This window comes from Microbispora triticiradicis (assembly GCF_005864065.1).
Lineage (GTDB): Bacteria > Actinomycetota > Actinomycetes > Streptosporangiales > Streptosporangiaceae > Microbispora > Microbispora triticiradicis.
This window is the reverse complement of sequence record NZ_VANP01000021.1, coordinates 76,304-89,790: the sequence shown is the minus strand read 5'-3', so window position 1 is coordinate 89,790 and position 13,487 is coordinate 76,304. Positions and strand designations below refer to the sequence as shown.

The window sequence follows — 13,487 nt, the reverse complement described above, 5'->3', positions numbered from 1 at the left end:
GGTTGCCCTAATAGTCCACTCTTACCCCTGCCGAACGAAAGAGCGCTCGCCGTGTTTGGCGCGACGACGCCTGGAGATCGATCACTGGTGCCGGGCTAGATCGTCCGGCATGGACATCACCAGGTCAAGGGTACTTTGGTGAGGTTTGAACCTGTGTGTTGGGGGTGAAAGCGTTCAACGAAGAACTCGATCCGCAGTACGACAGGTATGTTTTCGGTCGCGCGTCGTGGCGCTGAGTAACTAGGGTCTGACCTCGTGAGAGCTATCCGCAGGTTCACTGTCCGAACCGTTCTTCCCTCGCAGCTCGCACCTCTGGGTGAGCTGGTCCAGAACCTCCGCTGGTCGTGGCACCCCGAGACCATGGACCTGTTCGCGGAGGTGGATCCCGAGGTCTGGGAGCGTGTCGACCACGACCCCGTCGCGCTGCTCGGCGCGGTCGAGGCCGACAGGCTGCGCGTGCTCGCCCAGGATCGGCGCTTCCTGCGCCGCCTGGCCGACGCCGCCGACGACCTGCGGGAGTACATGACCGCCCCCCGCTGGTACCAGTCGCTGGAGGCCGCCCCCAAGGCGATCGGCTACTTCTCGCCCGAGTACGGCATCGCCGCCGCGCTGCCGCAGTACTCCGGCGGCCTCGGGATCCTCGCCGGCGACCACCTCAAGGCCGCCAGCGACCTCGGTGTGCCGATCCTCGGCGTCGGTCTCCTCTACCGGCACGGGTACTTCACCCAGTCGCTGTCGGCGGAGGGCTGGCAGCTTGAGCACTACCCCTCCCTCGACCCCGGCGGCCTGCCGCTCACGCTCCTGAAGGAGCAGGACGGGGCGCCGGCGCGCGTCGCGATCAGCCTCGCGGGCGGGCGCACCCTGCACGCCCAGGTCTGGGTGGCCCAGGTCGGCCGGGTGCCGCTGCTGCTGCTCGACTCCGACGTCGCCGAGAACGACGCGGTCGCCCGGGACGTGACCGACCGCCTGTACGGCGGGGGCGGCGACCACCGGCTGATGCAGGAACTGCTGCTCGGCATCGGCGGCGTGCGGGCCATCCGGGCCTACTGCCGGATCACCGGGCACCCCGAGCCCGAGGTGTTCCACACCAACGAGGGGCACGCGGGATTCCTCGGCCTGGAGCGCATCCGCGAGCTCACCGAGGCCCGGCTGTCGTTCGAGGAGGCGCTGGAGGCCGTACGGGCCGGGACGGTGTTCACCACGCACACGCCGGTGCCCGCGGGCATCGACCGGTTCCCCGCCGAGATGATCGCCCGCCAGTTCGGCGGCTCGAACGCCTGGCCGACGGTGTCGGTCGACCGGATCCTGGAGCTCGGCGCCGAGCCCGAGGGGCCCGAGTCCGACCCCGCGGTGTTCAACATGGCCGTCATGGGCATGCGGCTGGCCCAGCGCGTCAACGGCGTGTCGGAGCTGCACGGCAAGGTCAGCCAGGAGATGTTCCAGGGGCTGTGGCCGGGCTTCGACGTCGACGAGGTGCCGATCGGCTCGATCACCAACGGCGTCCACGCCCCGACGTGGGTGGGCCGGGAGATGATGGAGCTGGCCGGCAAGGAGCTGCCGTCGCTGATCGACAAGGCGCAGGGCTGGGAGGGCGTGAACAAGCTCTCCGACGCCGACATCTGGGGCATCCGGGGCACGCTCCGGGCCCGCCTGGTGGAGGAGGCGCGCCGGCGGCTGCGGAAGTCGTGGCGCCAGCGCGGGGCCACCGAGGCCGAGCTGACCTGGGTGGACGAGGCGCTCGACCCGGACGTGCTGACGATCGGCTTCGCCCGGCGGGTGCCCTCCTACAAGCGGCTCACCCTCATGCTCAACCAGCCCGACCGGCTGCGCAGGCTGCTGCTCGATCCGGACAAGCCAGTTCAGATCGTCATCGCCGGCAAGGCGCACCCCGCCGACGAGGGCGGCAAGAAGCTGATCCAGCAGATCGTGCGCTTCGCCGACTCCGAGGACGTGCGGCACCGCATCGTCTTCCTGCCCGACTACGACATGGCGCTCGGGCAGCTCATGGTCACCGGGTCGGACGTGTGGATGAACAACCCGCTGCGCCCGCTGGAGGCGTGCGGCACGTCCGGCATGAAGGCGGCGCTCAACGGCGGCCTCAACCTGTCCATCCGCGACGGATGGTGGGACGAGTGGTACGACGGCACCAACGGCTGGGCCATCCCCAGCGCCGACGGGGTGGACGACCCCGAGCGGCGCGACGAGCTGGAGGCCACGGCGCTGTACGACCTCGTCGAGCGCGAGGTGGCCGACCGGTTCTACGACCGGGCCGCCGACGGCCTGCCGCGGCGCTGGCTGGAGATGGTCAAGCACACGCTCAGCTCGCTCGGGCCGAAGGTCCTCGCCGGCCGGATGCTCCACGACTACGTCACCGACCTCTACACCCCGGCCGCGGCCGGCGCCCGCGTGCTCGCGGCGGACGGCTACGACAACGCCCGGCTGTTCGCCGCCTGGAAGCTGCGCGTGGTCAAGGCGTGGCCGGGTGTGCGGGTCGAGCACGTGGAGGCGACCGGCGTGGGGGACACCCCCGAGCTGGGGGCCCAGCTGGAGCTGCGGGCCACGATCGCCCTCGGCGAGCTGTCCGCGGAGGACGTGCGGGTCGAGGCGGCGTACGGCCGCGTGGGGGCGCACGACGAACTGCTCGCGCCCTGCTACGTGACGCTCAAGGCCGACTCGGTGGGCGACGACGGCCGGGCCCACTACACCGGCGCCGTGCCGCTGGACCGCACCGGCGCGTTCGGCTACTCGGTGCGGGTGGTCCCGTCCCACCCGCTGATGGCGTCCCCGGCGGAACTGGGCCTGGTCGCCGTACCGGAGGAGCCGGTCGGGATGACCAACGGCACCCTGCGTTAGACCCCTGCGCCTAGGCGCGGGTCGTCCCCCCTCATCCTGCTTTCGCCGCAGGTGAGGGGGGTAGACCCGCACCATGGCACAGGCGCTGCACATCGGGATGGTCGCGCCGCCGTGGTACGACGTCCCGCCCCGGGCGTACGGCGGCATCGAGACGGTCGTGCACGGGCTGGTCCAGGGTTTACGGCGCCGGGGCCACCGGGTGACCGTGATCGGGGCCGGCCGGACCGTGGACCTGCGGACCTACGACGAGCCGCCCTCGGCGCGCATCGGCGACCCCTTCCCCGAGGTGGTGCACGCGGCCGGCGCGGCCCGCCTGCTGCGGAGCCTGGACGTGGACGTCGTCCACGACCACTCGCTGGCCGGGCCGCTCACCGCCGCCGCCCGGTTCGTGCCGACGATCGTCACCTGCCACAACGACGTGGGGGGTGAGCTCGGCGACTACTACCGCGGGCTCGGGCCGGACGTGGCGCTGGTGGCCATCTCCGCCGCCCAGCGCGCCTGCGCGCCCGACCTCAACTGGGTGGGGCGGGTGCACAACGCGGTGGACGCCGCGGCATGGCCGTTCCGGGAGCACAAGGACGACTGGGTCCTGTGGCTGGGGCGGATGAGCCCCGACAAGGGCGCGCACCTCGCGGTCGAGGCGGCGCGCGCGGCGGGCCGCCACATCCTGCTCGTCGGCCGGCAGGCCGAGCCGGTGGAGCTCGCCTACTTCCGCCGGCGGGTGTCGCCGCTCCTCGGCCCGGACGCCGAATACCTGGGGGAGGCGGATGCCGCCCTCAAGAGCGAGCTGTTCTCGCGGGCCCGGTGCCTGGTGCTCCCGCTGCTGTGGGACGAGCCGTTCGGCATGGTCATGATCGAGGCGATGGCCTGCGGCACGCCGGTGGTGGCGCTGCGCCGGGGCGCGGTCCCGGAGATCGTGGTGGACGGGGTGACCGGGTTCGTCCGCGACACGCCGGCCGAACTGCCGGCCGCGATCGAGGCGGTCTCCGCGCTGGACCCGCACGCGGTGCGCGCCCGGGTCAACCGGCACTTCGACCTGCCCGTCATGGTGCAGGGATACGAGCAGGTGTACCGCAAGGTGCTGGCGCAGGCGGCCGGCGCTCCCCGGCAGCCCCTCCCGCTCGGACGCTGATCTCCGTCCCGGGGCGGGGGTCTTAGGGTGAGGCTCATGGGTGAAGGTGAATTCGTCAGGGTCGAGACCTCCGGGCACGTCGCCACGATCCGGCTCGACCGGCCGAAGATGAACGCGCTGAACCGGCAGGTCCAGGAGGAGATCGCGGAGGCCGCGCGGCTCGTGGACGCCGATCCGGACGCGCACGCGGTCGTCCTGTACGGCGGTGAGCGCGTCTTCGCCGCCGGGGCCGACGTCAAGGAGATGGCGGTCATGTCCTACGCCGAGATGGCCGTGCACTCGCGTGCGCTGCAGGGCTGCTTCACCGCCGTCGCCCGGATCGGCAAGCCCGTCATCGCGGCGATCACGGGCTACGCCCTGGGCGGCGGCTGCGAACTCGCGCTGTGCGCGGACCTCCGGGTGGCGGGCGAGAGCGCGAAGCTGGGCCAGCCGGAGATCAACCTGGGGATCATCCCGGGCGCGGGGGGCACCCAGCGCCTGCCCCGGCTCGTCGGCCCGGCCAGGGCGAAGGACCTGATCTTCACCGGGCGGCACGTGTCCGCCGCGGAGGCGCTCGCCATCGGACTGGTGGACCGGGTGGTCCCCGACGAGGAGGTCTATCCGGCGGCGCTCGAACTCGCCGCGACGTTCGCCGGGGGACCGGCCGCCGCGATCCGGGCGGCCAAGCTGGCCGTCGACCACGGCCTGGAGACCGACCTGGACACCGGCCTGGAAATCGAGCGGCTCCAGTTCTCCGGTCTGTTCGCCACCGAGGACGCCCGGGAGGGGATGACGGCCTTCGCCGAGAAACGCCGTCCCACCTTCACCGGCCGCTGAGACCGCCTCCGGAGTTGAGCCGAGATCGCTCCAAAATGCCGCTATCGTGGCGGTTCATGATGCGGTTGCGAGTCCTGACCCCGTCGCGGTTGCGCCGGGCGCTGCTGTCCCGGCTCGATTCGCGGTACGTCACCAAACCCGACCACCGGCAGGACCTCAAGGACGCCCTGTGGGAGGTGCAGATGCTCCGCCGGGAGGTCGTGGCGCTGCGCGACGAGATCGACCGGCTGCGGCGGGGGAACGCGGCGCCGGCCAGGGCGGCCACCGACCCGAAGGCGGCCGAGGCGCACCGCCTCGCGACCGAGACCGCCGAGGCGGTCGACACGCTGCTGCAGAACGAGATGCGCATCTGGCAGGCGATCGACTACCTGTCGGCGCGCGTGGGCGACTCCGGGCGCGTGGGGTAGCCGGTCATGCGGGTGACATGGACGCGTGACGAGGGCGTGTGGCGGCTGGTCTTCCTGCTCGACCCCGAGGACGGGACCACGGGGGCCTGCACCGACGGCACCCCGGTCGAACTGCGGACGAACTCCTGTCACGTCCACACGGGAGCCGGTGGCGGGTCCCCCCACCCCGACCTGCTCGCGCTGTCCGCCTGGACGGTCGTCGCCCCGTGGACCCGTCGCCGGGTGACCTTCGACCGGCCGATCTCCCCGGGACTCGCCGAGGCGCTGCGCACGGGATGGGGGGTGGACGCCGGGCCGGTGGGAGAGGACGCCAGGAGTGGCGCCCGCCTGGCCGTCTCCTACAGCGGTGGCGCCGACTCGATGGCTGTGGCCGCGATGTTCCCCGACGCGCCTTTCGTCCACTTCCAGCGGGTGAGCCACCCACGCGTGCCGAACAGGTGGACGCACTACCGCGCCGAGGTGCTCGCGGATCTCGCCCGGCGCTCCGGCCGGGAGCTCCACATCGTCCCGTCGGACCTGGAGTTCCTGCTCAGCCGCCCCCGGCCCGGCTACCCGGAGCACCACGCCGTCACCGTGGGGGCGCTGCTCCTCGCCGACGATCTGGATCTGGGCGGCGTCGCCCTGGGCTACGAGATGGGGTCGCGATGGCTCGACAACGGCCGGCAGGCCGACCGCTTCGCATCGGACAACCCCATGTGGGCGACGCACGGGCCGTGGGGCCGGCTGTACGCCGCCGCCGGGGTTCCGCTGGTGCTCCCGGTGGGCGGGGTGAGCGAGCCCGTGACCATGCGCATGGCGCTGGGCTCCGACCTCGCGCACCTGGTGCGCTGGTGTCTGCGTGGCGACATGTCGGGACCATGCCAGAAGTGCGGCAAGTGCCTGCGTAAGGAGCTGATCCTCGCCGCCGTCGAGGGCCGCCCGCTCAAGACGACACTCACCGCCGCGTCGGTCCCCGCCCGCGTCTGGCAGCAGCCGCCGCCGTACCCTGGCCAGGAGACGATCGAGTACGGCTGCGCGCGGGTGCCGGGCATCGAGACCACGCCGTTCGCCAGGGCGGCGGAGCATCTCCGGGCGACCGTGGAGTCCACCCGCTGGATGGACCGCTGCTATCCCCCCGCGATCGACGAGACGCCGGAGCCCTGGCGCGGGGAGGTCGGCGCCTACATGCGGGAGCACATCGGGCTCATGACCGCGGACGAGCAGCGCCAGGTGGAGGCATGGACGGCGGTATGAAGATCTACCTCTCGGTGGACATGGAGGGGGTCACCGGCCTCACCGACCCCGAGGAGATGCACCACGGCGGCCGGGGCTACGAGCGCGGCTGTGAGCTGATGACGGGGGACGCCAACGCGGTCGTCCAGGGCGCCTTCGACGCCGGCGCCGAGTCCGTGCTGGTGAACGACGCGCACGGGTCCACCAAGAACCTCAGGATCGACCTGCTGGACGAGCGGGCCACCCTCATCAGAGGGCCGGGCAAGCCGCACCGCATGGGGCAGGGCCTCGTCGCCGGCATGGACGCCGCCTGCCTCGCCGGCTACCACGCCCGCGCGGGGGTGGCGCACGGCGTGCTCAACCACACCTGGATGGGCAAGGAGATCCAGAACGTCTACCTGAACGGCGAGATCTGCGGCGAGACCCGGCTGGTCGCCGGGTTCGCGGGGTCGATGGGCGTGCCGGTCGCGCTCGTCGCCGGCGACGAGGCGGTCTGCGAGGAGGCGCGGGAACTGCTCGGCGACGTCGAGACCGTCGCCGTGAAGAAGGGCGTGGACAGGTTCTCCGCCGAGCTGCTGCCCCCTGCCGTCGCCTGGCGGCGGATCCGCGAGGGCACGGCGCGGGCCCTCGGCCGGCTGGCCGACTTCCGGCCCTACGTGGTCGAGCCGCCGTACACCCTGGGCGTGGAGTGGAACTCCACCGCCATCGCGGCGGCCTGCGCGATCATCCCCGGCGTGCGGCTCGCGGACCCCCGGCACACCGAGTTCGACACCGGCGACTACCACGAGATCATGGCCCTGTTCGGGCTCTTCTCCATGATCGGCGGGCAGGTCGCCTGCGGCAGCGGCCGGTACGGCTGACGCCCGGCCCTCCCGGCGCCCGTAACCCCAACTGCACCTGCGCGGTCAAGGAGGACCGAATGCCACTCGACTGGGTTCCCGTCTCCGAGCGGCCGGATCTGCTCGCCGATCCGGTGGCCAAGGCCGTCGCCTCGCTCGGCGTGCCGCCGCGGGTCGCCGAGATCGACCCCGGCCTCTCCGACACCGCGGCCTTCTGCGAGCGGTACGGCGTGGCGATGGAGGACTCGGCCAACTGCGTCGTCGTGAGCGCCAGACGCGGCGGGGAGACGAGGTACGCGGCCGTCATGGTGCTCGCCACGATGCGGGCGGACGTCAACGGGGTCGTACGCCGTCATCTGGACGCCAGGAAGGCGTCCTTCGCCCCGCAGGCGGAGGCCGTCGAACTGACCGGCATGGAGTACGGCGGCATCACCCCGATCGGGCTGCCCGACGGCTGGCCGGTGCTCGTTGACGAAAACGTGACCCGGCGGCCGTTCGTCGTGATCGGCAGCGGCGTCCGCCGCTCCAAGCTGGCGCTTTCCGGCGAGGCGCTGGTCGCGGCGACCCGGGGCGAGGTCCTCGCGCTCACCATGTGATCGCCCGCCCGGAAACCGTTCGCGTCATTTCTCCGTTGTGCTGAGCGGAGATGTGGCGCGATGGTTCACTCATGGGCGTTCTTTTAGTCGGTATGGTGCTAAGGCGATGAATCAAGACGACCGACTCGGCCCGTACCGGCTGCTCCGGCGGCTCGGTGAGGGTGGCATGGGGGTGGTCCACCTCGCCCTGGACCCGCAGGGCCGGCAGGTGGCGGTCAAGGTCCTGCGCCCGGAGGTGGCGGGGGACGACGTGGCGCGCAGGCGGCTGTCACGCGAGGTCGAGACCATGCGCAGGGTGCGCGGACGGCACATCGCGGAGGTCGTCGACGCCGACGTCACCGGCCGCCGGCCGTACATCGTCACGCGGTACGTGCCGGGACGGGCGCTGGACGAGATCGTCAAGAAGGACGGCCCGCTGCCCCTCGACGGTGTGCTCAAGATCGCCATGGGGGTGGCCGAGGCGCTCGCCGCCGTCCACGCCGCGGGGGTCATCCACCGCGACCTGAAGCCGGGCAACGTGCTGATGCTGGACGGCCAGCCGGTCCTCATCGACTTCGGCATCGCCCAGGCGGTGGACGCCACCCGGCTCACCCAGACCGGGATGTTCATCGGCACGCCCGGCTACCTCGCCCCGGAGATCATCGAGGGCCACGAGGCCGGGCCGCAGGTCGACGTGCACGCCTGGGCCGGCACCGTGCTGTACGCCGCGACCGGCCAGCCGCCGTTCGGCAAGGGCACGCTGGAGATGATCTTCTTCAACATCACCTCCGGCCGGGCCAACGTGGACGCCGCTCCGGGGCCGATCCAGCCGGTGCTGCGCGCCGCGTTCAACCGCGATCCGGCCAGGCGGCCGACGTCGGCCGAGCTGGTGCGGCAGGTCGGCCGGTTGATGCCGCAGGGCGCGGGGGGCAGGCCACGGGTGCCCGACGAGATCATGACGGTGCCCAACGTCGACGACACCGGCAGCCAGCGGATGCCCGACTTCGGCGGCCGGCCGCCGGTGCGACCACAGGCGACCGGGCCGGCGGTGACGCCGCCGGTCGCGCCCGTGGCGACGCCGCCGGTCACGCCGTCCCGCCCCGCCGACCGGGCGGAGGAGTTCGTCTCCCTGCTGCGGGACACGCCCGTGGCGGGTCAGGGCGGCGATCCCTTCCCGACCGTGCGGGTCACCGGGGAGGACCTGCGGAAGGCGGGCCTCGGGTCGCCGGCGGAGGGCGACATCCCCACCCGGACGCCCCCGCACCGCCCCGGCCCGCACCCCGGCACAGGCCCTGCCACAGGCGCCGGTACAGGCCCAGGCACAGGAGCCGGCGCGGGCCGGTCGGCCACGGGGCCCGACGAGTGGCCCACGCCGATGCTGCGGCCGGAGGGGGACGTCCCCACCCGGCGGGTCACCTCCGAGGAGGTGCGCCAGGCCGTCACCGGCGGGACGGCCCTGCCGCACGACACGGCGCCGCCACGCCAGGCCCCGCGCGAGGCGGGCCCGCCCGGGCCGGGGCACCGGGACGTCGCGGCCCGCGACCAGGCCCTCTTCGGGCACGCGCCCGAGATCTACGAGCAGACGCCGCACATCCACCAGCACTATCCGCCCCAGCAGAACCTCGACCGGCAGAACGCCCACCAGCAGAATCCGGTGGCGTACATGCCGACGGTCCGGGTGCCGCCGCCGACCGTGCCGCCGTTCCCGCCCGGCGGGCTGCTCCAGCGTTCCAGGGCGTACGGCGTGGCGAGCGCGCTGCTGCTCGTCGTGATGACGAGTCTCGCGGTCGTCGCGCCGATGCTGGTCTGCCTGGTGGCCGTGCCGGTCGCGGTGCTGCTCCGCGCCGCCGACCTCGACCAGGCGCACCTCAACACGCGCCGCGCGGCGGGCGCCGCGGCCACGGACGTGCTGCGGGTGCTGGGCCGGCCGGCGGCGCTCGTCAGGTCCGCCGGGATCACGCTGGCGCTCGTGCCGTACGCGCTGGTCCTGGGGCTGGCCGTGACGCTGGCGCTCACCGTGCTCGTGGGGTCGGCGCCCCTGCTCGCCGCGCTGAGCTGGGGCGTCGCGGTGGCGCTGTGGACGTTGTGCGCCGGGCCGGGGGTGACCGGCCCGAGCCGGCAGATGCGGCGGACCCTCGCCTCGCTCGCCCCCGGCGACGGCGCGGCGCAGGGGCTCGCCTGGGGGATCGGCGCGGTCGCGGTGCTCACGGCGGCGATCGCGCTCGCCGCCCTCCTGGGTAAACAAACAGCAGGGCACTTCTGGGGCCCTATCGACGTTCTGTCAGTACTTGATCGGCTCAGGGACCTGCGGAACCAGGCGGGGTATGGGTGACGGGGGACGAGATGTCGGCTACTGAGGCTCCCGAGAGGATCGGCCCCTACCGGCTGCTGCGGCAGCTCGGCGAGGGCGGCATGGGGGTGGTCCACCTCGGCCTGGACGCGGAGGGGCGCGAGGTCGCGGTCAAGGTCCTGCACCCGCACGTCGCCTCCGATCTCAAGGCCCGCGACCGGCTGACCCGTGAGGTCGAGACCATGCGGCGGGTGCGCAGCAGGCGCGTCGCCGAGGTCCTCGACGCCGACCTGACCGGCGCCGCGCCGTACATCGTCACGCGGTACGCCCCCGGGCGGACCCTGGAGCAGACCGTGCTGGAGGACGGCCCGCTCCGGGGCGACGCCGTGGTCCGGCTCGCCCGCGGCCTGTGCGAGGCCCTGGTCGCCATCCACGCGGCCGACGTGATCCACCGCGACCTCAAGCCGGCCAACGTCATGCTTGTGGACGGCGAACCGCTGGTCATCGACTTCGGCATCGCCCATCTCGTCAACGCGACGCGGCTCACCCAGACCGGGATGTTCGTCGGCACGCCCGGCTACCTCGCCCCCGAGATAATCCGGGACACCCAGATCACCCAGGCGGCCGACGTGCACGCGCTGGCGGCCACGGTGTTCTTCGGCGTCACCGGCAAGCCGCCGTTCGGCTCGGGCACGTTCGAGTCGGTCTGCTACAACATCCTCGAGGGCAAGGCCCAGGTGGATTTCGCGCCGGTCTGGCTGCGCGGCTGGCTCCGCCTCGCGCTGGCGTCCGACGCCGCGTCGCGTCCCACCGCCGCGTCGCTGCTGCGGCTCACCCGGTCGCTCGACCCCACGGTCACCGTGTTGCGGGAGACGCCGCAGGACGGCGGGACGAGGGTCCTCGACGGCACCCGCCTGCTCGACGAGACGACGGCCCCCGGCAGCGGCCAGGGCAACGGCAGCGGCAACGGAGGCCGGACCAGCGTGCTGCCGTCGGACGACGACAGCTACTCCGACCTGCTGCCGCCGGTGAACTACGTGGCGCCGGAGCGGCCCTACCGGGAGCCCCGGGCGCCGAAGCAGCGCCGCCCGGTGTCCGCGCCGCCTCCGGCGCACCCGCAGGCCCCGCCGTACGGCCAGGGGGGCCCGCCCCCGCCGCCGTACCAGCCGGCGGTCTTCCAGCCGCACACCGACCAGCGGGTGGCGGGCTATCCCGAGCCGCAGGTCGCGCGGCCGCCGGCCCCGGAACCGGCCGCGCCGTACGCGCCGGAGCCCCTGCGGGCTCCCTACCGCGCGCGGCATCCGGTGCTCGCGGCCCTGCTGCTGGCCACGCTCGTGGCGCTGGCCTGCCTGCTGCCGGTGGTGGTGAGCCTGCTCGCCGCCGTGGCGGCGCTGTGCCTGAGGGTGGGGCAGTACCTGCTCGGCGACCTCGCCGACCGCCGGGCCGCGCGGGGCAGCAGCGGCGCCGACCCGCTCCTCGCGGTGCTCGGCATGCCGTGGGCGCTGATCCGGGCCGGTCTGGCCACGGTGGTACAGGTGCCGCTGGCCGTGATGTTCGCCATGTGCTGCTGGGGCGGTTTCCACTACCTGGGCGGAGTGCGTCCCGACCCCGCCGCGGCCTACGCGGCCGGCGCCTTCGTCGCCGGGCTGTTCCTCCTGCCCGGCGGCAAGGCCCCGCGCAGGGCCGTGGCCCGTACGCTCACCGCGGTGATCCGCAGCCCGGGCGCGGGCATGATCGTCACGATCGTGGTCGGCATGGTCGCGCTGTTCGCGGTCATGACGGCGCTGTCCGCGGACGCCTCCTGGGTTCCCTGGCGGCCGCCGTCGGTGGCGATCGACAAAATCGTCGGGGATCTCCAACGGAAGGGTGAGGACACCGTCGTCAACCTGATCGGCGGCGTCGTGGGCGACATCATGGACCGCATCGGCCTGGGCTTCCTGACCTTCTGGACCTGATCCCCGCCCCGACGAGCGAAGCGGGAGACGCAATGGGCACGACGGAAGAGATCGGTCCTTATCGCTTGATCTCCGCGCTCGGGTCGGGAGGGTTCGGAGAGGTCCATCTCGCGCTCGACGCCGACGGGCGCACGGTCGCCGTCAAGATCCTGCATCCCCACGTCGCCTCCGACGCGTTCGCGATCACCCGTCTGGCGCGCGAGGTGGAGACCATGCGCCGGGTGCGCGGGCGGCACGTCGCCGAGGTGCTCGACGCCTCGCTGTCGGGGGAGCGGCCCTACATCGTCACCCGGTACGTGCAGGGCAGGCCGCTCAGCACGGTGGTGGCGAAGGACGGGCCGGTCGCCGGCGCGGCCCTGCTGCGGCTGGCGCTGGGGCTGGCGGAGGCGCTGGAGTCGATCCACGCGGCCGGGGTCGTCCACCGCGATCTCAAGCCGGCCAACGTGATCGTCTCCGACGGCGAGCCGTACGTGATCGACTTCGGCATCGCCTGCGCGCTGGAGTCGGCGTCGGTGACCGCGTCGGGCGCGGTGGTGGGCACGCCCGGCTATCTGGCCCCGGAGGTGCTGGAGGGCCGGGACGCCGGGCCGGAGGCCGACGTGTTCGCCTGGGGGGCGACGGTGGCCTTCGCCGCGTCCGGGCGGCAGCCGTACGGGACGGGGCCCGCGGCGGCCGTCGCCTATCGGGTGGTGCACCGGGAGCCCGACCTGTCGGGCGTGCCGTCGTGGCTCGCCCCGCTGGTGGAGCGGTGCCTGAGCGGCGATCCGGCCGCCCGTCCGGAGACGGCCGGGCTGGCCGCCCGCCTGAACGAGGCCGCGCCGATGCCGGACGGCTTCGAGGCCTCGCGTCGGGCCCTCTCCGAGGCGTCCACCCGCGAGTGGCGGCCGGGTGATCGGCGGCCCGGCCGGAGCGCGAAGCGGGCGGAGGTGGACGACCCGCGGGCCGCGCGCCGGGAGAAGCTGCACCGCCGCTGGGTCGTGGGCTCCGCGGTGGTCGTGGGCCTGTTCGCCGCCGCCGCGCGGGCGAACCTCCCGGAGGTGTCGCTTCTCCTGCTGGTCCTCTACGGCATCGCCCTGGTGGCCGACGCGGGGTTCGTGCTGCTGGCGCGGTCGCGGCGGCGCAGGCTCGTGGTGGACGCCGCCGGCGGTGCGGGCGCCGTCGGGGTCTGGGCGCTGCTCAGCACGCTGTTCAGCACCACGACGCTGCTCATGGCCGTCGGCACCGTGGTGTTCATCCTCGTCATGCTCGTGTTCGCGAGCTGACCCGCACACCGGCGGCTTGCGGACCCCGGATTCCGGAACAAAGTTCGGTAGTGTGAGATGGGTCCGTAAAGACCTGGGGGTTTGCACCTAAGCTACCGATGGGTAACATTGTGCGTGGGGGACCAGGGACATGCTCGACACCCGGG

At 73.2% G+C, this 13,487-nt stretch carries 10 protein-coding genes; all 10 read left to right on the top strand.

Going from position 1 to position 13,487, the window contains the following annotated elements; translation table 11 throughout:
• The first annotated feature begins 255 nt into the window (after window positions 1-255).
• The 10 genes from glgP to FED44_RS33315 all read left to right on the top strand — a co-directional run bounded on the left by glgP (window position 256) and on the right by FED44_RS33315 (window position 13,341).
• Entirely contained in the window at window positions 256-2,853 is a 2,598-nt protein-coding gene (gene glgP, locus FED44_RS33360) for an alpha-glucan family phosphorylase (RefSeq protein ID WP_111698851.1), read from the top strand.
• A 73-nt stretch (window positions 2,854-2,926) separates the two neighbouring features.
• Entirely contained in the window at window positions 2,927-3,985 is a 1,059-nt protein-coding gene (locus tag FED44_RS33355; protein ID WP_138463160.1) for a glycosyltransferase family 4 protein, read from the top strand.
• Between the two features lie 36 nt (window positions 3,986-4,021).
• On the top strand, window positions 4,022-4,801 hold the full coding sequence (locus FED44_RS33350) for an enoyl-CoA hydratase/isomerase family protein (RefSeq protein WP_138463159.1): 780 nt from the start codon (window positions 4,022-4,024) through the stop codon (window positions 4,799-4,801).
• A 56-nt stretch (window positions 4,802-4,857) separates the two neighbouring features.
• Entirely contained in the window at window positions 4,858-5,208 is a 351-nt protein-coding gene (locus FED44_RS33345; protein ID WP_138463158.1) for a hypothetical protein, read from the top strand.
• A gap of 6 nt (window positions 5,209-5,214) precedes the next feature.
• Window positions 5,215-6,441, top strand: coding sequence for a DUF6395 domain-containing protein (locus tag FED44_RS33340; protein WP_138463157.1), 1,227 nt, complete (start codon window positions 5,215-5,217; stop codon window positions 6,439-6,441).
• Window positions 6,426-7,280 (top strand): M55 family metallopeptidase, encoded by an 855-nt coding sequence (locus tag FED44_RS33335; RefSeq protein WP_244302476.1) that lies wholly within the window; start codon window positions 6,426-6,428, stop codon window positions 7,278-7,280. The genes FED44_RS33340 and FED44_RS33335 overlap by 16 nt, the downstream gene beginning before the upstream one ends.
• 59 nt (window positions 7,281-7,339) lie before the next feature.
• Window positions 7,340-7,855 (top strand): YbaK/EbsC family protein, encoded by a 516-nt coding sequence (locus FED44_RS33330; protein WP_111698842.1) that lies wholly within the window; start codon window positions 7,340-7,342, stop codon window positions 7,853-7,855.
• Between the two features lie 106 nt (window positions 7,856-7,961).
• Window positions 7,962-10,166: a serine/threonine-protein kinase gene (locus FED44_RS36840; protein WP_208759314.1), complete on the top strand. Its 2,205-nt coding sequence runs from the start codon at window positions 7,962-7,964 to the stop codon at window positions 10,164-10,166.
• 11 nt (window positions 10,167-10,177) lie between these two features.
• Window positions 10,178-12,079 (top strand): serine/threonine-protein kinase, encoded by a 1,902-nt coding sequence (locus FED44_RS33320; RefSeq protein WP_138463156.1) that lies wholly within the window; start codon window positions 10,178-10,180, stop codon window positions 12,077-12,079.
• Between the two features lie 32 nt (window positions 12,080-12,111).
• Window positions 12,112-13,341 (top strand): serine/threonine-protein kinase, encoded by a 1,230-nt coding sequence (locus tag FED44_RS33315; RefSeq protein WP_111698840.1) that lies wholly within the window; start codon window positions 12,112-12,114, stop codon window positions 13,339-13,341.
• The last annotated feature ends 146 nt before the right edge of the window (window positions 13,342-13,487 follow it).